Raw genomic sequence first — 21,411 nt, forward strand, 5'->3', positions numbered from 1 at the left:
AGTTGCCGATACTTCGCCGAGTCACGACCGCCCGGCGTGGTGCCCTTATGGCGGGGATCGTCGACAAGGTGTCGCCCTAGGCAGCGTGTTGGCCACCTTGCTCGTGGCCTGTGCAACCCCAGCCCGCGGCGCCGTGTCGCCGTGTCGCCCCGCCCAGGCGGTTCAACGAGCGCAATCCCCAACCTGGACTACCCGATGACTTCAGCAGCATCGAGCCCGGCCTTGTACTCGCTCACACTGGTTGACCAGGGATCTCGAAGAGAGTTACCGCATATTCGAAAATGCTCGCTGGAATCGCCCTACCTACGCAACGGTGAACGGTTCCTACCTTGACCATCAATTTTCAACCGATGATTGGGGCGCCCCAGCCGTCGTAACTCACCTGGAAGAGCGCGGCAATGCACGTCATGAATCCCGACACCGAAAGAATGACTTGCTGCTCGACCGACATAGAAATCGTCGCGACAACGCGGTAGTCGCCGCCGCTCGATGTCAGCATCGTCGTGGCATATTGATAGTCACTCAAGAATCCGGCTACGGCCGACGCTTGGGCTTCGTCTTCCGAGACGAAGACGAAATCGACTGATCGATGGCGAGCAAACACGTCGCCCTGTCGGTCACGAAGCCGCAGCAAATCGATATCCGCTTGGGCGTTGGATGCCAAGTCTTTCACGATGCTCATCGCACACCCCTAAGCGACCCATCTACCGGTCAAATAGCATCTATCTGCAGGGAGAGAAGCCATTTGTTCTCGCGACCAGCATATTGATCTCGAATGCGGTCTTCAACATGTTCAGCGTCCCACACCGCTGTTCGCTCCAAGGCCGAACACTCGGCGCGCGTGGCCGGCCGCATAATACCGGCATCATAAATCTGAAATTTCTCAGGATTGATCGGGTCTTGAATGAAGGTTGGCGGCGCCTTCAACGCTGCAACGCGCTCGGGACGAGCAGTAACAAAGGGCCACCGGCCGGTTGTAACTGCGCTGTTCATGACCGAAACATAAAACATCGGGGCCTGCCGAATGACCTCATCAATTTCCGAAGCGTTTCGACCGTCGAAGAAGGCAAATTGAGATTTCTCAAGGACGACAGCATAAGCTGTAGTCCCGGCTTCATCGAGTGCTATCGACACTACATCACCGACCCGGGGGCGCCCACCACGCTTCTTCGATTCATTCATTCACCGAACTCCGTTCGTGCGGCTTTGATGTATTCGTCAATCGAATCATTTGTGGGACTTATGCCATTAATTGCGTTTCCGGAGGTCCCTCCGGATCGCTGGGAACCGCCGTAATTGTCGATCATAATTTGCTCTTGGCCACGAATGGCGTTGGGATTCGACGAAGAATACATGAGGATGGCCGGACCGAACCCCTTTCCCGTCATGTGGTGATTGGCATCACGCCGAGCGACATTCTCGGTCGGCGACCGCGTCCCGCTCGTTCGACCCGTGTATATCTCGCGCGTGGCAGAGTTTGTCTTGATATAAATCTGATAGGTTTTTTCAGCTTTCGATTCTGTCTTAGGTAAATTTTCACCAACGTCTGTGCGCTGCTCCAGGCCTAGTTCCTGAGCAACTTGGTGTTCTGGAAATGTTTCCGGCAGCAGACCAGGCGCAAGGGTTGCGGGAGGCGTGAAGCCCGGAGCCGCCATGTTTGGACCAATTGGCGGATTAAGCCTGGACAAGGCCGCCCGAGTCTCAATGTCCAACTCATCTGCGTCAACTTCCTGCTGACCGTTCGGATCAACCATACGAACAGGATTGTTGATGGCGTAGGTAAAGCGCCCAAATCGCAGTGCGTTGCCCGCTGTGGTGCCGACCGGGTCCGCTGAAAGAAAGCGACCCACGCTCGGGTCGTAGTATCGGGCTTGCATGTAAACCAAGCCCGAATCGACATCGTTTACATGCCCCGTATATCCCGGCCCCTGCTCCGGCGTACCCAGCGCCTGCGTACCGTAAGGCCGGTAATCCGCACTGCTAAGGATATTTCCCGACGCATCGGCCTTGGCCAGCACCGTACCCTGAGGACTGGTGTAGTAGTAGGTCACGGTCTCCGCAGCGCGCGCCGATCCCGAGGCGGCGAACAGAAGTGCCAGAAGCAGCAGCGCCGCTGTGATCCAGTTCGGACCTCGCCGGCGTGATGAACGGACAGTGGTCGGAGAGACGGTTTCCATGGAGGCACTCCTGATCGTCATGGCGTCACACTCCGCGCGGGGCTGTAAGCCGAGCAGCCCACGGCGTTGCAGGCACGAACCATGTAGGTGATGCTGACGGTCTTGTCGTGCAGCGAGCTGAACGACAGGTCGGGTCCGTTGTAGACCAGCTGATTGTTCTCAAGCAGCTCGTAGCGTGTGGCATAGGGTTGGGCGACCCACTTGACCAGCACCGTCACCTTGGTGCCATGGTAGGTGTTCGTGAACGTGGGTCCGGGAGGAGCCGGCGGGATATTGGAGACGGTGACGACGGCCTGCCCGCTGTAGGGGCCGCATCCGCCGCCGTTGCACGCCTGCACCTGGTAGACATAGGTGCCATCCCCCCGGCCGCTGGTGGACCAATTGGTGGCGCCATTGTTCTGCACGCCGGTCCAGCCGCCTCCGTTCACGGACTCGATGAGGTTGTAGGACGTCGCTCCACCCACGCCAGTCCACGAGATGGTGTAGGCACCGCTATTGGTGGTTCCACCGCCGGCGATCGAAGGGGCCGACGACGGAGGTACGGTGACGATCACCACACCGCTGGTGGCATACCCGCTGCATCCGTTACCGTTGCATGCGCGGACGCGGTAGTACCAGTTGCCCGACGCCGGTTCATTGATCGTCGCGCTGGTCGCGGCACCGGCGAAGACCTGGACCCAGTTGCCATCCTGGCTGTGCTCGACCTGATACGAGGTGGCATAGCTGGAGGCGGCCCAGCTCAGCGCCGCGGCGCCTGTCGAACTGCCCGGTGCCGTGATGCTCGCTGGCGTTGGCGGCACATGCGCGACCGTCGCCGTCGAGGAAACGGTGGGCGTGCTGCAACCGTTCGCATTACACGCTGCCACACGGAATTGATAACTGCCGTCCGCCGGGCCGCTGACGGTCGTGCTGGTGGACGCGCCGGTGTAAAGCGTGGCCCAGGCGCCACCGTTGACCGACTGCTCGACCGTGTAGCTGGTCGCATGGCTCGCGGCCGACCAGCTCACGGCGATACTCGACAGGTCCTGAGCCGCGGCCGCCGTGACGGTAGCGGGCGCGCCGGGGGCCAGCGTCGACGGCGGCACCACGAAGGAACCCGACCCTGAGAGCAGCGTGTTCTCACCGCCGACGGGCGAGATGCCGTGGACGTAGATGGCCTCGCCCGCGTACTCGCCGCGCTGCTCTTCTGTGAGCGGGATGCTGAAGCGATGCTTGGTGCCGGTCGAGTGGCAATCGGCCTGGATCGTCTCCTCACTATCCAGGTTGGCGGTGAACGCACCGATACCCGTGCCGGAACCGGCCGGACCGCCGACGTAAAGGTGCACATCCACCGACGCGGCCAGTCCGCTGGCGCATGCCCATCCCGTGATGACTGCGTCGGTGCCGGTGCTTACGCCTTCGATGGTCCCGAGGATGACCGAGGTGGCAGCTTTGCGGCTGGCCACCAGCTTCTTGCCCAGATAGACAAAACTGGTGCCCGCCGTGGTCGCGTTGTCGTATTGCCACATCAGCTGCCCTGCGCTGTTGTAGGCGTAGTAGGTCGTGCCTTGAGGCGTTACCGCCTTCACCCGGTGGCCCGACGCGTCGTAGAGATAGTCGCCCTTTCCGTCGACGGACAGCAGTCGATTGGCCAGGTCGAAGGTCATCGCCTGCGTGTCTTTCTTGGTCGTATTGCCTTGGGCGTCGTAGGTGAAACTGTGCACCGTCGCCCCATTGTTGCTGATCGAGGCCAGGCGATTGTTCGCGTCGTAGGTGTAGGTGTTCGTCCCGTTGCTGTCGGTCAGGCTGCGGATGTTGTTGAGGGTATCGTAGGTGTAGCTTTCCGTACCCCAAAGATTGTGGGCGGTGACCGACATCAAGCGACTCAGACCATCGTAGGTCATGGTGCGCGTGCGTTGATCCGACCCCGACTGGTCGGTGATGCCGACGATGTTCCCCACGGCGTCGTACGTCATGTCTTCGCTCACCGCCGGCTGAGCGGCAGAGCCAAAACTGAAATTCAGCAGGAGCTTGCGATCGTTTTGTTCGGCGGAATAGACCGCGCCGTTGCCCAGCGTCGCCGCTTGCAGCTCTCCGTTGGCAAAATAGGTCGCGCCCGTCGCATACGCACCTGCCGTCGTCGGCTGACCCAGTGCGTTCGGCGTGGCCGCAACGGTGGTGCCATCGGGATATTGCGTGCTCGCCAGGCTTCCGTTGCCGTCGTAGCCATAGCCCAGGGTCCACGACCAACCGTCCACCGAGAGCACCTCGGCTGTCAGTAGCCCAAGCTTGTTGCGACCGTATGCCCACGATGCCGAACCGGTGGCATTGGCGTTGCTTCCGGCGCTGGCCGAGACCGCCGATGCAAGCTTACCGAGCGCGTCGTAGGTGAAGGTGGTCGCCAGCGCGCCATTCGGATAGGTGACCGAGGTGACGCGATTCATCGCGTCGTAGGCACTGACCGTCTTTGCCGAGTCCGCGACCTGATCGTAGCCACAACCGTCCCCGTTGAAGGGCTGACCCGCCGCGGTCCACACCACGTTATCCGCCGCATCGTAGGCGGTCATCGTGCTCCCGGTCTCCGGCTCCCAAGAGCGGCACACCCGATGCTGTCCGTCGTAGGCCATGGTCCGGGTGAGATCGCCTTGCACGACTGCCAGCACGTTGCCGTAGATATCGCGAGTGATCGTTTGGGTGACGCTTTCCGGCGCTTCCACCTTCACCACGTTGTCGAAGCCCGGTTGGTCAAACACCTGGAAGTGACTGGTCGTCACATTGCCCTTCGGGTCGGTTACGGTGCGCGCCCCACCGGCCGGGTAGGCCGTCGTAGACACCAGATTGTTCAGTTCGGAAAACTGGGTGGTGGTCACCGGACGCCCCAACACGTCGTAGGCGGTTCGGGTGCCCTGTACCAGCGCACCAAGGTCGAGCGTGCCCGACTGGGGATATGACTCGAACGTCTTGCGTCCAGCCCAGTCGTATTCGGTGCTCGACGAGACCGCCAGGGCACCGGTGGTGGCATCGGACCTTGTCGCCAGGACGGGACGCAGGAGAACGTCGAAGTCGGTCCGCTGACTCAGGCTACCCTGCGTAATCGTGCGAACCCAATGGCTGCCGCCCAGCCCGCGCGCATCGGCGGAAAACACATACGCGTAGGTCTTAGGCGCCCATGCGGTGCTGTCGCCCGCCGGGTAATCCACACGTGCAATGCGCCCGATGGCGTCGTAGCCATAACTTGTCGTGGAACCGGCCTGATCGGTGATTGCGGCGATCTGCCCCAATCCATCGACGGCCACCGTCTGGCTGGTGCTGTCGGGGTAGCCAATGGTGGTGGGAATGCCGCGGACGTAGCTGCCCAACGTGGTGGTCTTTCCATTGCCATCGGTGAAGCTGGCGAGCTGGCCTTGCGCGTCGAACGTGTAGTCCATGACCTTCACGCCAAAGCTGTCGCGTTCGACCGGTGTCGCGGTGCCTGGGTCATAGACAGTCTTGCTGACTGTCTCGCCGCTCGTCAGGTTGTCTGTCTGCGAGGGAAGCCCGAGCACCCACAAGGCGGTGTTATCCGTGGCGGTCGACCGCTCACTGACGCTGTAGCCGAAGTTGTTGGATCGGGTCACATCCTGCGGTCGCGCAAAGACATCAAAAGCGGTGACATTCCAGAGGTAAATGTCGGGCGTCGCGTTGGCTGCGGGGTCGACCGTGGTTTGTCGCGTCGTCATCGGCAGTTGCTCTTGCAACTGAGCCGCGTTGATGCGCTGCTGGGGCGCATAACCCCAGGGGTGAACGTAGGCTGCTGCCCGCGCGTCCTGTGTCGCATCGGGGTTCACATAGCTGTACGCGGTCGTGCGACGCAAAGCGGTGGTCGTGTCGCCGTCGAAGACCTCTTCCTTGAGCAGCTGGCTCTCCGTCCAGTCGTACCGGTTGGAGAAGGTGCTGCGCTCCACATGACCATCGGGATACGCCACATCGGTAGACACGGTCGTGGCGCAGGCCACCGCCGTGCAGTCTTGTGCCCAACTCTCGTTGGCCGCCGAGTAGCTGTAGCTCCACCCCAACCCATTCGGCGGCAGGCCCGTGCCGGTCAGCACCCGCTGCGTGATGGCCATGCTGTAGGACGCGTTGGGGATGGCGGCCCAGGTGCCCGGATAATTGGGCGTGGCAGGCACGTTCGGCCCGGACATGCACTCTTGCGGCACATACGAGCGCCCACGTTTGAGCGGCGCGACGGTGTAGCTCGCTGCCAGGCCCGAGGGGTGCGTCACCGTGGCGGTGATCGGCGGGCTGTCCATGTTGCCCGGCACGCCAATCGCGCCGCAGGTACCTCCGGACGTACGAGAATCGATCCATGCGCCATTGAGCGGGTCGAGGTTATACCCCCAGCTACTCCCGTCCGGTTGCTGCACCGAGGTCAGCGTGTAGACCAGATTCGCGTTCGACTTCACATAACTGTAGGTCCACGTCCGCGTGCCCGCATCGCCGCCCTGAACGGTGATCGTGCTGACACGATGGCTGCTGGCCCCGGTGTCCGGATCGGTCTGGTACGTGAGGGTGACATGGCGACCGTCCGACGCAGCGATGTCGGTGACATCATCCCCGCTGTAGGTGTAAGAAACCGAATTACCGAAGCGGTCTTCGATGCGGGTCACCAGCATCCGGCCTTCGCGGCGAGTGATGAAGTCCTCGGCGGACGCAAAGATGTGGATCCCGGCAAACGTCTCCGGGCCGGAACCGAGCGGACGCGTCAACGACGGCATGTATCGATAGGCGATGTGGTCCAGCCAATACTTGGTGCCATCCGGTGACACGGCCAGGAAGCCTTCGATGGATGCATCGTTAGCCGCCTGCGGCAAACAGCCCACCGCCCAGTTGGCGCGGGTCACGATGGGGTAAGCGAGCCCCGCCACGCCAGGCGTGGCCGTGTTCGCCGCAGACCGCGTCAGCAGATCCTGGTTGCCCTGACCCGGGATGCGCAGTTGGTAGCCCTGCCACCAGGTCTTTGGCTCCCAGTCGGCACGCTCCGAATCGCCCGTGGGGGCGGCAACGCTGGGCGGTGGCCCGAAGCTCGAGCAGATCGCGTTGGGATTGCTCGCCGCGACCTGCCATCCGGTGACGTTGTTCTGGTCCGCCGTGACCGTGAAGATCTGGGGTAGTTCGATATCCCAGTCGCCGAAAGCGCGCGCCTGAAGATCGGGGCGGTCTTCCACGCCGTGAAGCGCGAACGTGCGGCCGATGGTCAAGGCAGGTCCGGTGCCTGACAGGGAGACGTCGGTCTGGCTGAAGCTCAGCGAGCCATCTTGCAACCCGATGCGTTCGCCGAACGGCGTGTCACCCAGAGGCTGGATGTCTTCGTTGACCTTGATGAGCTTTTTGTACTCATCCTCAGGCTTGGCGGTGGTCTGGCCGAGCGCAACGGCAGGCACGCCCGCCACGCACAAGAGCATGACTATCCACAGCCCGCGCATCATCGGACGCGCATGGCGCGTCCACCCCTGATTCGTCCCTTGCATCGCTTTCCCCAGCCAGTGGCCCCCGATCGAGCGTCCGACTTTAGAAATCAATTCGGGACGAGTACAAGCGTGTTCGTCTATGTCAAGAGCGAGTGAAAGCCATCAGCGTCGGCGCAAAGCGTTTGCACTACAGTGGGTTGCTTCGTACTTTCCTAGTGGCTGTAGGGTTTCGCCTACACAACGCGGTGGAGGACACCTACAAGTCGCGACTCTTCTGCTGAGTACGGCACCGGGGGCAGGCGGGAATGCGAACGAAGGGAACGGTTGCATGTCGATCGTCAGTCGCAGACGCGGCGATCTGCGCGCCTCGGGATGCAATGAAGATCACAGCGCTATCGGTTCAACGCGTCAAGACTTGCCTGAGCCGCCCCGACCGAGCACCGCGGCTTCCAAAGGAACCAAAAGCTCACCTGGTTCGTCCTGAAAGTGTCGGGCTATTCACCATGATCGAGTTTTGCTGCTCGCAGACGGCGCTCGAAACGCCTCGAAATAGGCGATAGCGCTCGATGTAACTCTGAACATAGCCGCAAGCTTCTTGCACGGAACGTTTAACGTACGCTTCCGCAATCTCACCTGCCATCGGCTCTGACCGCCAGCTGGCATAGGCACGTTCGAGTCCCATCTCCGGTTTGTACATCGGCAGCCCCGAATGCCTCCATCAAGGGCGTGCTACGTTCAGCAAGAATCACAGACATGCCCCGCTTGCCGCCAGCCCCGGCCTGCTGCATATTTCGCCCTCTTCCCGACTGAGGCACGCGCATGGAATGGAGCGACGTCCGCATATTCCTTGCCGTGCTCAGAAGCGGCTCCTACGGTGAGGCGGCACGTCGTCTCGGGGTAAGTCACCCTACGATCGGGCGGCGGATCAAGGTGCTTGAAGGCGAGGCGGGACAAGCCTTGTTCCGGCGCACCTCGGACGGACTTGTCCTGACCGATGCCGGCGATGGCATCGTAAGCGCCGCCGAGGCGATGGAGCAGTCCGCGCTGTCGATGGAGCGCCGTCTCCTGGGAAACCACGAACGACTGGAGGGCATTCTGCGCATTGGATGCGCCGACTGGTTCGCGGCTTACGTGCTCGCGCCGGTGTTCATGGCACTGATCGGCCAGCATCCCGCCGTGGTTCCCGAGGTCATCGCGGGATACCGTTTGTCGGATCTCGCTCGTCGCGATGTGGACATCGCTTTTCGCATCGTGCCGTTTACCGAACCGGACGTGGTTCAGCGTCGCCTGATGAGCATGCCCTACGGACTTTACGGATCGCCCGCGACGTTGAAGCAAATGGCCGACGATCCTGCATCCGTCGGCCTGATCGTCATGAATGAAGCACAGTCGCACTTTCCTGATGTTGCATGGATGCGCGACCGATTTCCCGGCGCTCGCCTCGCATTCGCCAGCACCAGTCGGTCGGTGCAGGCGCAGATGTGCCTCCGGGGCGCGGGTCTGGCGGTCCTCCCACGCCCGCTGGGCAACGCGACGGCGGGTTTGCTGCGCGTCGATGCCGGTGAGGCGCCGCCCAGCCGGGACGTGTGGGTGGGATACCACCAGGATCTCAAGCGGATGGACAGGCTTCGCGCGTTGATCGAGATCGCGGACGCCATGCTCTCGACCCCCGATCAGGCCTCATGAAGCACTCCGGTTGCCCTGTCTTACGCTTCGCGCTTAGAACGCCCTGAAGAGACTACGGAGCACCACGATCGAATCGGTGAAGTTCTTCACGTCATCCATCACTTGCCGGGTTTTTGGACTTGCCAGGGCGTCGTGTACACCCTGCTCCGACGAAAAGGTGTAGACGCCGATCGAGATCCAGTTTCCGCCCTCGGCGTACGGGAAGAATGCTTCCGCCGATTGAAGCCCATGCTCGCCCCAGCACGCCCTGGCCAACGGAAGGTGCTCGTTGGCGTAGTAGTCCCGGTCGAAGCGCGTCCCGGCATCACCCGTGCAGATCACCATCATCTTCGTCATCGTCTTTCACCTGTGTTTTTGCCGCCCTCGAAAAGGGGCGAGAGCTCATGCGGCGATGCCGCCGTCGACGAGAATGCCCGAGCCTGTGACGTAGGCAGCCCCAGGACCCGCGAGGAAGGCAACGGCTTCGGCGACCTCCTGGGTCTTCCCGTAGCGGGGAATGGAAAGGCTCGGGAGAATGGACGCGGCGAGAGAGCCATCGGCAGGGTTCATATCGGTGTCGATGGGACCCGGACGAACCAGATTGACGGTGATGGCACGAGCGCCGAGCTCGCGGGCGAGACCGCGGGTGAAGCTTTCCATCGCGGACTTGGTTGCCGCGTAGACCGCGATGCCCGCAAACGGAACGGTCAAACCCGCGTTGCTTCCGATCGTGATGATACGCCCGCCGTCCGGGATGTGTTTCAACGCCGCCTGCGTGGTTACGAAAACGCCGCGCACATTGACGTTGAGCAGCAGGTCCATGTCCTCGAGGGACTGGTCAGGAAAAGGACCAGCGACGAGGACGCCAGCGTTATTTACTAGGATATCGAGACCACCCAGATCGGCCACGGCGCGTTCGACCGCCGTGATCGAGGCCTCCGGATTTGCCGCGTCGGCCTGGATGGCTAGGGCACGGCGGCCCAGGGCGCGCATGTCGGCGACGATGGCCTCGGCCTTCTCCATCGACTTCTCGTAGGTGATCGCGACGTCTGCGCCATCGGCGGCCAGTTTCTTCGCGATAGCCGCGCCGATGCCGCGTGCGGCACCGGTAACGAGGGCACGTTTACCGGCCAGCGGAAGGGATGAGTCGGTCACGGCAAGGCCACCTGTGGGCAATCGTTTTGTCGCGGGAAGATCATGTCTCTCCAACCTTCTCGCATCGCTCAACCCTCGTCCTGCCACCGGCGAAGATCGGTCTGATCGTGGTAAGGCATGCGATCCGGTGTGGTGATGAATTCCATCGTCGTACCCCAGGGCATCTGGCAATAGCAGACCTTGTTGCCGGGGCCTTTCTCGGTCGCATAGGGAATGGGGCGCGGTGCGGTAAGCGGCTTGCCGCCCGCGTTCTCGAAGCGCGCCACGGAGGCGTCGATATCGTCGGTGTACAGCGCGAAATGCGTGATACCGAAGTCGCTCGCGCGGATGGGCTGCGCCTGCTCCGGCCCATGCATCTCGAACAGTTCGATATCGGGGCCGGTCCCGATCTTCATCATCGCCTGAGCCCGGACGACGGTGCCGGGATAGGCGCCCACTGCCCGCTCGAACTCGGGGCCTTGTCGCGGCGGATCCTGCGGACCGAAGGACTGATAAAGAAGCTCGGCACCGAACGCCTCCATGAGGAAGGATTTCGCTGCCTCGATGTCCGGGACGGTGATACCGACGTGATTGACGCCGCGAATTTCAGGAGCGGACATGATGGTTTCCGTTTGAGATGAGAGTTGGAAGAGTGAGGAAAGGACTCGCTGGCGTACTTTCCAGGGATCACGTGGCTTCGAGAAAACCGAGCAGCGCCGCGGCAACCTCCCCGGGCTGCTCATCGGCGACATAGTGACCACACCTCTCGATCGAGCCGCCCGTTACGTTCGTCGCGAACTCTTTCAGCATCGACACCATGCGCGGGCCGAACCGCCGGTCGCCGCCCAGGGCAAGCACCGGCATGTCGAGCGGTTGCGTCTTGTACTCCAGCGCAGCGGCGTGATCGCTAGCGAGCGTTCGGTACCACTCCATACCGCCGCGTGTGCGCCCGGGAAGCGCCATGGCTTTCGCGAAGATATCGATATCGATCGGATTGAAGCTGCTGTGGTCGTAAAAACGCTCCGCCATGAAGGCCGCGACGTAGTCGTATTCCCGGCCATGGATCATCCGTTCGGGCAGATCGCGATTCATATGGAACGAGAAGTGCCAGAGCCTTGCGATGGTCTCCTCCCACTCACTCCAACCCGGGAGGGGAACGTCGAGCACCGCGAGATGACTGACCGCATCCCGGAACAACGCCGCTTGCGCCAGCGCGACCATGCCGCCTATATCGTGCCCGCATACCGCGTAGCGCTCATGGCCGAGGGAACGCATGACCTCGTGTGCGTCGCGTGCCATCGTCGCCTTGTCGTAGCCATCGAGCGGGCAATCGGAAAAGCCTGCGCCGCGCAGATCGACAGCGACGACACTGAGATGCCCGGCGAGTAACGGCATCACGTGATGCCACTCCCACCAGGTTTCAGGCCAGCCGTGCAGGAGAAGGACGGGCGGACCTTTGCCGCCGGTAACGGCATGGATCCTGATGCCGTTTACCGCCATCAGCTGCTGGCTGAAGCCCGCTACGGTCGGATGCATGTCGAACTTCATCGAAGAATGGCCTTGGTTTGCACCGGCGGATCGCGCCGATGCCTTTTAAGCTACCAAGAGGCGTTTGCTTCGAGCACTGACAAAGCTGCGCATTGAATGTGCAGATATGTTCGGGGGCGGATACAGCGAACGACGGCGCCGTGAACCGGCCTTCCGGACAACTCACTGGGGAGAAGGCGTCGCGTGACCCACATCGCGACCCTGTTATCGCGCGGAAAGCTCCCACTTCATCTGCTTCAACCAGAGTTTCAGTCGTTTCACGTCATCGAAAGAACGAAGATCCTGTTCGAACGCCTTGATGTAATGGCGCAGGTCGGTGAGGCTCGCGGTGAGATGGCGCTTCACACTCGCCGGTGACACCGTCGCCATCGGGCCCAGCCCGCATCGGGCCAGGTATTCGAAGTGCACCTCGGAAAGCTCCTGGTCGAGCCCACGCAGCTGCTCCTTGAGGATCGTATTCCAGCGTTTGAGGCGTTCCTCGCCGATGCTATCCAGCGCCATCTGGTCGATGTGCTCCAGTTCGAGCTGGATCGCGAGCAGGTCCAGCAAGCTGCGGCTGGCGTAAGCTCCGTTGACCCGCTGCATCAGGACTGCCTTGCGTTCGCGTTCCACGGGGTCGGGTTCGCGGTCGGGATGCAGCATGCTGGCCAGCTTGCGGTAGACCTCACGCAGGGACTGGTGGACTTCCGCCTCCTCGGCACGCGCGCGCTCCTCGGCGGCTTTCGGCTTCTTTGCCTTCTTTCGCTCGGCGTGAAACTCCTCCTTCGCTTCGCGATGCCTGCGCTCGGCATCTTCCTGCTCGTCGAGTTGTCTCTGGATATGACGGAGCACGGCTTCAGGCGAATTCAGGTCGACGTCGTCGGCGATATCGACACCGAACTCGGTCTCCAACGTTTGCTTCAGATCCGCCAGGGCCTCGGCGCTCTTCGCGTCGTCCGCCCCGCTGTAGCGACGATAGAGTTCCTCGACGGCGGGATCGTCGCTTGACTCCATGAGGTCGCCGGCGATGTGACTGATGAGATCCTCGATCGTCTGGCGCTCGCCCTTGGTCAGCCCCTTTGCGTCGTGCGACTGATCGAGCTTATGCAGCATCTGAATGCGTATTGCGTCGAAGCTGTTCTGCAGCGGCACGACTTCGTCGGTGTACCGGCGCCGGAAGTCGGTGCCGAAGACCTCCCACTCGGCCAACGTCGCACGGCGCTTGGCGATCTTCTCGCTGAGCGTATTGAAGGCTTTCTGGCCCTTCGACAACGGCTTTTCGCTATCGGTGCCGCCAACTGCGACAGCACCGGGGATTTTCTTCAACATGAGCGTTCCCGACGGAATGGACTGACGCGCGACGCGTCCCAGCCCATGATAAGCCGTGATATTCGCTATTCGCGAATAGCGAATGCCAGGAAAACACGCTCCGCCGGCGCCCCCGGCTCATCGAGCCGCCTCACCGGAATGACCACCGACACCGCAAGCAGCCGCCCCTCCCGCGGCGGAAGGCTTCTGCTCATTCGACGCGCGGCGGATTCCGGATCGGTCCTGACCACTGCTGGATAAGGCGCAACCAACGCCCGAACGGCTCCGGATTCCACACGAAGGTGCCCACGCTCTCCGCAGGCATCCGGTACTCGAAGCGCCGCCCACCCTCCACCACCGACACCGTACGCGCCTCTGTACGGATGTTGACCAGCACGAGCACGATCGATCCGTCGGTCTCATTGCGGAAGGCCACATTGGCCAGTCCCATCTCCGCATCGGTGTCGTTGGACTTGATCCGCACGGCGCCGGGAAGGACGAAGCGGCTGAAATGCCCGAGCGCGTAGTACTCGTCATTCCGGCTCACGCGGCCCGTCGTCGAATCGACGGTGATCACGCCCTTGCATGCCGCACATCCGCCGAAGTGCGGCCCGTGATTTTCGTCGAGGGCGAGATTCCAGTAGATGACGCCACGTGCCCATTGCCGGGTGCCCGTGACCAGAAGATTGCGCGTAAACCACAGCAGCTCGCCATTCATGCTCAGCGGCCAGTCGCCTCCGGAGCATTCGGTGATGAACGTATCCTTGTCGGGATGCGCTCGATGGACGGTACCCTGTTCGTGCTGGCTGCCTTCATAGCAGTGCCAGGCGACGCCGTCGACGTAAGGCGCCGCGTCGGGATCGCCGAGCACGGCCAGCGGCTCCTCGGGATGACTCCAGTTATGGTCCCACTCGAGGATCCGCGTACGTGGCGAGCGCCCGGCGAGCTTCGGCCCGAGGTATCGACCGATGATGCGCGCGCGTGTCTGGGGCGACATGGGCATCGCCAGGTAGCTGATCGGAGAAAACCTCGGCTCGTTCTGTAAGGTCAGCGCGTAAATCGGAATACCGTGGCGCCGGTACGCGTCGACGTAGCGCACGAGATAGTCGGCATAAGCGCCCTCGTATGTCTCGAGCAGTTCGCCGCCGATCAGGTTCTCGCTCGTCTTCATCCATACCGGTGCGCTCCATGGCGACGCGACGATCCGCAAGCCAGGGTTGATGGCGAGGGACTCCTGCACCACCGGGATCAGGTCGGGGATGTTCTCCGCGACATTGAAGTGTTTCAGGTCGGGATCGGTCGCACCGAATGGCAGATCGTCGAGCGTGTAGAAGTGCGGCGAGAAATCGGACGCACCGATGGTCAGGCGCATCATGTTGAAGTTGAGACCGGGCGGCGATCCGTAAAGCTCCTTCATCAACGCATCGCGCTGAACTTCGCCCAGCGTGTTGTGCAGAAGCCAGGCGGACGAGTCCGTCATCGCCGCGCCGAAACCGACGATGGACTGATAGGCGACGTCGCTGTCGATCACGATGTCGGCAGGCGACGATGTAGCCTCCGTCATTGCGACGCTCGGCTCCGCCGTAAGTTTCTTTCGATGATCCGCCGTACTCAGCCAGACATCGACGGTGGGCAGGATCGGACCGGCCGGCGGCATGACGTCGCTGCGGGCTATCGACGGGCGCTGGGAGCGCGGAGCGTTGAGCACCGCCACCGTGATCGCCGCGATCAATACCATGAAGAACACCGCCAACGAACGGGACGGCTCGCGCGCTTCACCCATGCCGGACGCCTGTCCGCTCGACCGCGCGGCAACTCACGTCGCTGAAGCCCGTCGTGCTTCGATGCGTTCGCGGATCCGTGCCGAGTCCGCACTCGACACCGCGTTGTAGACGAACATGCACAGGTCCGGCCGACCATCCACGGCAAACGCCGAATACTCCAGTTCGAGCAGCCCGAGTTCCGGGTGATGAATGCGCTTGAGACCTTCGCCATGCGCGCGTACGTCGTTATCGAGCCACATCGCCTCGAACTCCGGACTGATGCGCGAAAGGTCTTCGACGAACTGGCCGATCTCCGCGGTCGCTCCGGCGCGCGCCACGTCCGCACGGAACGCACCGACGACGAAGCGAGCCACGCTTTCCCAGTCGTCCTGGTGAGCACGCACGCGCTGGTTCGAGAACATCAGGTGGAGGATGTTGCGCTGGTCGGGAGGCAGCAGCGCGTAGTCTGTCAGTACGGCGGCGGCGGCCTCATTCCACGCCACGACATCCCACAGAGCCGTCCGCACGATCGCGGGGCTGACCTCGAACGCATCGAGCACGCGTTGCAGCCGCGGGGATACACCATTGGCCGCACGGTAGTGCACTTCAGGCAGCCGGCCGAGCCCGAGCATGAAAAGGTGCTCGCGCTCCGGCTCGGTCAGCATCAGGCCGACGGCGATGCGGTTGAGTACGTCGGCGGATGGCGCACCGCCCCGGCCCTGTTCCAGCCACGTGTACCAGGTGGGACTGATGTTGGCGCGCTGGGCGACTTCTTCGCGACGCAGGCCCTTCGTGCGCCGCCGGCCGCCGACGAAACCGAATGTGGCGGGGTCCAGCCGGGTGCGCCGGTCGCGCAGGAAGGTACCGAGTGGATTGTCGACAGGGACGGACATAGCGATCCTGTTGGTTCCTATACCACGATAACGTCACTACTTTAACAGTATGAGCGACGCGCCCATCGTACTCCTACAACGAATTGGGAGCAGCACTCATGCGTATCTTTCTCACCGGCGCCACCGGCTTCATCGGCTCACGAATCGTGCCGGAACTGATCGCCGCCGGACACCAAGTCCTCGGCATGACCCGTTCGGACTCCGGCGCGCAGGCGCTGCAGGCGGCGGGTGCCGACGTACACCGCGGCGAGCTGGAGGATCTGGAGAGCCTCCGCGCTGGCGCGGCGCAGGCGGATGCGGTCATTCACACGGCGTTCGACCACAACTTCGCGAACTTCGTCGCCAACTGCGAGAAGGATCAGCGGGCGATCCGCGCCCTCGGCTCCGCCCTGATCGGCTCGGACCGGCCGCTGCTGATTACATCGGGTACGGGCATAGGCAGCCCCGGCCATGGCGAGCTGGCCCGCGAGGACGTGTTCAATGCGGCGCACCCGAACCCGCGCACGCTCACGGAGATCACCGGTAACGAACTGCTCGACAAAGGTGTCGCCGTGTCGGTGGTGAGGTTGCCTCAGGTGCACGACCCGGTGAAGCAGGGCCTGATCACGCCGCTGCTGGACATCATTCGCGCAAAAGGCGTCTCCGCTTATGTGGGCGACGGACAAAACCGCTGGCCCGCGGCTCATGTGCTCGACGTGGCACGCCTGTACCGTCTGGCGATCGAACAATGCAAGCCGGGCACGCGCTACAACGCGGTGGCTGAAGAGGGCATCACGGCCCGCGCCATCGCCGAAGCGCTGGGCGAAGGCCTTGGCATCCCGGTGAAATCGATCGACGCGAGCGAATCCGCCGCCTACTTTGGCTGGATGAGCGCCTTCATGAGTATGGATCTTTCGGCGTCCAGCGCGTGGACGCGTCAAGCCCTGGGATGGAACCCGGCGGGCCCGACGCTCCTCGAGGATCTCAGGCGTATGGATTACTCCGTCGCCGCCTGAGCAGGGTCAGAAGCGCAATCAGTGCTGGTTGCGCTTCTTCTCGTCCTTCGCCGCCTTCTTTTCCTTCATGGTCTTGGCGGGCTTCTTCTTGTCGCTCTTCTTTGAATCCAATCCCTTGCTCATGACGTTTCCCCGGTGATTGCCACGGCGGATCGCCGTCGCATGCACCGAGGTTACGCCGATTGCGTGGCGAGTTACACGCTGCCGAACAGGCCGCGCGCGTATTCGTACTCGGCCAGCATTTCCTCGAAGCTGAGCGCACGGTTCCACACCGCGGCATAGCGGGTCAGAACCGCGCCCTGCCCCGTCGCATCGCCGCCGTCCTTCCATGCATTGATCAGCACCTTGCCGTTGAGCGGACGTGTCGCCAGTCCCGGATAGCGCTGCTCACGCAGGTTGTCCTCATACGCCGGGCAGAGGAAGCGCACGCTGCCACTCACCGCGTCGACCGAGACGATGGCGAAGCGCGGCTTGTAGCGCGTGTCGAGCGACTCGCTCGGGCCGCTGGTCACGGCCTTCTGGCTGCCCGTGAGGGCAAGACGGAAGCTGGTGAGCTCGGAGTTGGCGACACCGGTGTCGTACGAGTGCTGCAACGCCAGACCCGCCTGACGCGGACTGAAGCCCTGGAAGGTGCTGATCGCACGCCCCGCGTTGCTGCCCGGGCCCACGGCATACGGGCTGCAGAAGCTCGCCGCGAACGTGATGCTGGCGGTCTCGTCGATATCGGTCTGGAAACCCTGCGTACCGTTCGCCGACTGCGTACCCGACGCGGTGAAGCTCGGCCGCCCGATCAGCGTGAGCGCGGCGCGACCGCTACCCGACTGATCGACGACGTCGCTGCGCGCATTGCCGTTGAAATGCCACTCACCGGTCGGCTGCACACGATTGACCCAGCTAAGCGCCACATCGGCGACCAGTGCGTAGTTATGCATCGGACGCGTCTTGCCCGTGCTGGCGATGTACAGATCGGTGTCGCCGGCGCTGTCACGGATGTTGGTACGCGGGCCGCCTTTACGTCCGGCGATCGATGCGGGCTCGGACGGGTCACCCCAGCCGAGGGAAATCTTGGCGGCGGTATCGGGAAGATCCGCTTTGAGCGTCACCTGCAGGGTGTCGCGGGAGATGACCTTCACCGCGGCGATCAGATTGTTGTCGGTGGGGCTGGCCGGAACGATCTTGTTGTTCGCATCGCGGACGTCCAGACCGTAGTTGCGCGTCGCCGCCACCCAGCTCGTATCCAGGGTGAGCACGCCGGCCGGCACGTTGAAGGCCAGGTTGATCGTACGCGCGTTGACCTTGACCGCCGCCGCGACATCGAGCGCGGGGTTGCGCAACGCGACGCCCGCCGAACGATCCTGGATCAGCTGGTAGAGCGCACGGGCGAAGTAGCGCCCCTGCCATCGATGGCTCTCGTTGGTCAGGTGCAACATCGGCTGATCCGCCGCCGCCTCGTCCGCGTAGTCGAACATGTATTGCGGGTTGACCATGCGCAGGTAAGGACTGGCCAGGCAGGCGTCGCGCTGCGCGAGCGCGATGAACGGATTGCAGAATGCGGGGCTGGTGGCGCCGTAGCTGTTGTGGCTGGTCACCTGGCCGATCAGCCACAGCGGACGCCAGCTCTGCTCGGGCAGGTTGACCTGGCAGAGCTTGAGCCAGTGCGCGCGTTCGAGTGCGGTGAGTTTGGTCTTGTAGCTGGCACGGGTTTCCGAAAGGCCTGTGGAGTCGGCCTCGCCCTGCTGCCACGTAGTGGCCAGCCAGCCGATATTGCTGCCGTCCTTCTGGCCTTCGGCACGCATCAGCCCGAGCATCGCTTTCAGACGCAGCGCACTGTTGTCCCAGCCCTGGTAGCCGCCGAGATTGCTGTCGTCGAGGAAGCTGGCGAAGTAACCGATCGGACGGCCACCTTCCGCGCTGGTAAACGCGCTGTAGCGGCTGTACTGCGACGCGGCCGGTACGCCGGTCAGCGCGGCGGTGTATTCCACCAGCCCGTCCGCGCAGGCATTGGTACCGACTTCACCGCCGGTGCCGTGACCGCCGTCGTATTCCACGAGAGGTACGAGACCCGTCATGGCGGTCGCGTCGGTACCGGGACGCACGCCACCGTTGAACGTCACGTTCGCATAGATCTGCTGCAGCGTGAGCGCGGGGCGGCCACCGGTGCCGACCGCGTTCGACTGGCCGTGGAACATGATCAGCTCGCGCCGCGAACGGATGATGGTTTCCGCCGCGGCGATGGCATTGGCTTCGGGAAACATGCTGCCCGTGACGAGCGTGCCTGCCTTGGCGGGTGAGCTGAACAGCCACGACAGGCCGACCGTACCGGTCATGCTGGCCAGACCCAGGCCGCCGGCGGCCGTGGCGCTGTTCCGCAGGAACTGACGACGGGCGCTGTCGGGCTCGGTGGCACGGGCCGCGCTCACGTCACTACGCCAGGGCCGCAGGTCGAGGCTGCCATCGGCGCGACGCAGGTTCAGGGAGACACGCTTGAAGATCCAGGGTTGTTTCATCGTGACGACTCGGATAACGCCGGGGTGAGACACCCTGGGCGACGGAAGGGGAGGAGGATGGCGTGCAAGCCCGGCAAGCCAACCGTCAAAAAGTCGACGACTGACGTTTTTATGACCCGCAATCACGATGTATCACGCGCGTCGGCCGGCGTGTCTCTTCGTATTCGGCAAGAAGGCCATCCAGACGTCCTTTTGTGAGCCACGCCGCACTCTGTCCTCATGACTCGTAAGCCGCGTGACAGCGGCGTTACGGTCGCTCGTGGCCCTCGGCCGCGTCAGTCCCGTGCGTCGCTGAGACGCACGTAAGCCCGACGCCGTACGAAACGATCGGCGAAACATCGCCGTCGCATGTGAATGGGCACCCCATACTTGTGGCCAGCGACCTTCCACCACCCTCAGGGTGTGCGTTTCCTTAAAGTACGCGCGCCGGACGCCAGGATGCGAAGGGACGAGAAGGGGGAACAGGGATGCGCAGGAACGCGCAGGGAGGCGACAGGGACGCAGCGGATGCAGGCACGCGCGCAAGGAGGCGCAGGGATGCGCGACGCGCGCAGGGATACGCCGGGATGCTATTCCGATCCCGGCGGATGCCCGAACCGCGCCTTGAAGGCGTTGGCAAAATTGGCCGGGTTGGAATAGCCGACCCGGTAGGCGATCTGGCTCACCTGCCATTTGCCCTGCCGCAACATCTGCCGCGCGACTTCGAGACGTCGATCTCTCACGTGCTGCAGCATCGAGCAACCGAACTCCCGCCGGAAGATACGTCTGAGCGTCGTTTCGCCGACGCCGAGGTCACGGGCGAGTTCGTCGACAGCGGGCGGACGGGCGAGGTTGTCGTCCAGTAAGCGCCGGGCTTCATGGGCGAGGTCGCGATGGGCCCTCAGCGTGCGCGTCGCCCCCTGACGCGAGGCGCCCAGCTGCACGGCCAGCTCGACGAGAATGCCGAGACTGAGGCTCTCCCTGTGCAGCCGCTGCAACGCGCCGGTATAGGGCGAGTGGTAGAGGCGCTCGAACAGTGACGCGATGGCCTTGCTGTCGCGCACGCGTTCGAAGCGAAGATGATGTTTCTGCAACGCCAGCAGCGGCGCCAGCGTGCGGTCGCCCTCCTCGATCTGGTCGCGCAGGAAGGCGCCTGAGATACGCAGGCCACCCAGTCGCACGTGGCTGCCGCCGGGCAGAGTGTCCACGACCTCCGCCGGCTCGCTGAGGCTGAGTAACGACAGCGCCTCCGGCGTGTACTGGTCGAACATCTCGCGATCGACGCGGTGACGCCAGCGGCCGGCCATGACCTGCACGATGGAGATGCTGTCCGGCAGGACCTTGTCGATGCGCAGCGGGTCGATGAAGTGCAGGTCGCAGTCGAAATACTGCATGGATGGCCGCACCAGCGTCGCACGGTAGTGTCCGATGGCGCGCCCGGCCACGGCACGCGCCTCGATGAGATTGGCGCGATCCAGCGACTCCGGCGCGTCGAAGCTGACTTCCGTGTCGCGGTAAGGCGTCCACACGGCCACCGGGATTATCCTGCCTGCGCCGCCGGCGTAATCGCGACGCCGCCGCGGGGTCGAAGCGCCAGCCGGACAAGGTAGACCACGATCAGGACATTGGCGACGAGAATCGCGACCTTCAGCCAGCCGAAGCGAACGATGCACTCGTAGATCTCCACCGGTACGAGCGAACCGGTGGCGATCACCGTGAACCACTCGGCCCAGTGCTTGCGCATCCACAGGCCGATGCCTTCGGTGGCGAAAATGGCGGCATAGATCAGCGCGACGATGCCGACGGCCTCGACCTTGGCCGGCCCCATCTGCTGGAGCAGATGCACCAGGCTCCAGCGCAGGTCATTGCTATCGGTGAGCTGAAGATGCTCGAGCCACTGCACCAGCTGCCTGAAACTGTCTTCGCGGTCCAGATGGAACGCGGCGCTGGCGATGAGGATCAGGCCGACCGTTTTGACCGCCTTGTAGACGGCGATGATGCGCAGGCCGGCAGGGTGCTTGGTGTCGGAAGTCATCG

At 63.1% G+C, this 21,411-nt stretch carries 16 protein-coding genes; 2 read left to right on the top strand and 14 right to left on the bottom strand.

Features of this window, described 5'->3' with window-relative positions:
* Positions 1-343: 343 nt before the first annotated feature.
* From J2X57_RS07240 to J2X57_RS07255, 4 genes are read right to left on the bottom strand one after another with little or no spacing between them, the layout of a single operon-like run.
* Positions 344-682 (bottom strand): ribonuclease E inhibitor RraB, encoded by a 339-nt coding sequence (locus tag J2X57_RS07240; RefSeq protein WP_036109448.1) that lies wholly within the window; start codon positions 680-682, stop codon positions 344-346.
* 29 nt (positions 683-711) lie between these two features.
* A complete protein-coding gene (locus tag J2X57_RS07245) occupies positions 712-1,182 on the bottom strand; it encodes an Imm26 family immunity protein (RefSeq protein WP_051943204.1) in 471 nt (156 codons plus the stop codon).
* Positions 1,179-2,177 carry an RHS repeat-associated core domain-containing protein gene (locus J2X57_RS07250; RefSeq protein ID WP_052191430.1) on the bottom strand — a complete coding sequence of 333 codons (999 nt, stop codon included), beginning with the start codon at positions 2,175-2,177 and terminating at the stop codon, positions 1,179-1,181. Before J2X57_RS07250 ends, J2X57_RS07245 begins: the two co-directional genes overlap by 4 nt.
* Before the next feature lie 17 nt (positions 2,178-2,194).
* Positions 2,195-7,597, bottom strand: coding sequence for a hypothetical protein (locus J2X57_RS07255; RefSeq protein WP_309865284.1), 5,403 nt, complete (start codon positions 7,595-7,597; stop codon positions 2,195-2,197).
* 825 nt (positions 7,598-8,422) lie between these two features.
* Here J2X57_RS07255 and J2X57_RS07260 point away from each other — a divergent pair.
* Positions 8,423-9,289, top strand: coding sequence for a LysR family transcriptional regulator (locus tag J2X57_RS07260; protein ID WP_043696468.1), 867 nt, complete (start codon positions 8,423-8,425; stop codon positions 9,287-9,289).
* 33 nt (positions 9,290-9,322) lie between these two features.
* On the opposite strand, the gene J2X57_RS07265 is transcribed toward J2X57_RS07260, so the two are convergent.
* From J2X57_RS07265 to J2X57_RS07295, 7 genes are all read right to left on the bottom strand, one after another.
* A complete protein-coding gene (locus J2X57_RS07265) occupies positions 9,323-9,625 on the bottom strand; it encodes an EthD family reductase (protein ID WP_043696471.1) in 303 nt (100 codons plus the stop codon).
* A gap of 45 nt (positions 9,626-9,670) precedes the next feature.
* Entirely contained in the window at positions 9,671-10,423 is a 753-nt protein-coding gene (locus J2X57_RS07270; RefSeq protein ID WP_043696474.1) for an SDR family oxidoreductase, read from the bottom strand.
* A gap of 68 nt (positions 10,424-10,491) precedes the next feature.
* The gene (locus J2X57_RS07275) at positions 10,492-11,022 is read right to left on the bottom strand and encodes a VOC family protein (RefSeq protein WP_043696477.1); all 531 of its coding nucleotides are present in this window, start codon (positions 11,020-11,022) and stop codon (positions 10,492-10,494) included.
* Positions 11,023-11,089: 67 nt separating this feature from the next.
* Entirely contained in the window at positions 11,090-11,938 is an 849-nt protein-coding gene (locus J2X57_RS07280; protein WP_043698461.1) for an alpha/beta hydrolase, read from the bottom strand.
* A gap of 216 nt (positions 11,939-12,154) precedes the next feature.
* Positions 12,155-13,258: a J domain-containing protein gene (locus J2X57_RS07285; protein WP_309865290.1), complete on the bottom strand. Its 1,104-nt coding sequence runs from the start codon at positions 13,256-13,258 to the stop codon at positions 12,155-12,157.
* Positions 13,259-13,448: 190 nt separating this feature from the next.
* The gene (locus J2X57_RS07290; RefSeq protein WP_309865293.1) at positions 13,449-15,020 is read right to left on the bottom strand and encodes a glycoside hydrolase family 30 beta sandwich domain-containing protein; all 1,572 of its coding nucleotides are present in this window, start codon (positions 15,018-15,020) and stop codon (positions 13,449-13,451) included.
* Positions 15,021-15,053: 33 nt separating this feature from the next.
* Positions 15,054-15,893, bottom strand: a complete 840-nt coding sequence (locus J2X57_RS07295) for a helix-turn-helix transcriptional regulator (RefSeq protein ID WP_036109415.1) — start codon at positions 15,891-15,893, stop codon at positions 15,054-15,056.
* A 98-nt stretch (positions 15,894-15,991) separates the two neighbouring features.
* Here J2X57_RS07295 and J2X57_RS07300 point away from each other — a divergent pair, with 98 nt between their 5' ends.
* The gene (locus J2X57_RS07300; protein WP_309865298.1) at positions 15,992-16,888 is read left to right on the top strand and encodes an SDR family oxidoreductase; all 897 of its coding nucleotides are present in this window, start codon (positions 15,992-15,994) and stop codon (positions 16,886-16,888) included.
* 194 nt (positions 16,889-17,082) lie between these two features.
* Here the strand turns inward: J2X57_RS07300 and J2X57_RS07305 are convergent, their stop codons facing one another.
* The 3 genes from J2X57_RS07305 to J2X57_RS07315 form a co-directional block, all read right to left on the bottom strand.
* Positions 17,083-19,395, bottom strand: coding sequence for a hypothetical protein (locus J2X57_RS07305; RefSeq protein WP_309865301.1), 2,313 nt, complete (start codon positions 19,393-19,395; stop codon positions 17,083-17,085).
* A gap of 569 nt (positions 19,396-19,964) precedes the next feature.
* Positions 19,965-20,909, bottom strand: a complete 945-nt coding sequence (locus J2X57_RS07310) for an AraC family transcriptional regulator (RefSeq protein WP_036109407.1) — start codon at positions 20,907-20,909, stop codon at positions 19,965-19,967.
* Positions 20,910-20,914: 5 nt separating this feature from the next.
* The gene (locus tag J2X57_RS07315) at positions 20,915-21,409 is read right to left on the bottom strand and encodes a DUF2127 domain-containing protein (protein WP_051944154.1); all 495 of its coding nucleotides are present in this window, start codon (positions 21,407-21,409) and stop codon (positions 20,915-20,917) included.
* Positions 21,410-21,411 lie beyond the last annotated feature (2 nt).

This window comes from Luteibacter sp. 1214, from assembly GCF_031455395.1.
Lineage (GTDB): Bacteria > Pseudomonadota > Gammaproteobacteria > Xanthomonadales > Rhodanobacteraceae > Luteibacter > Luteibacter mycovicinus.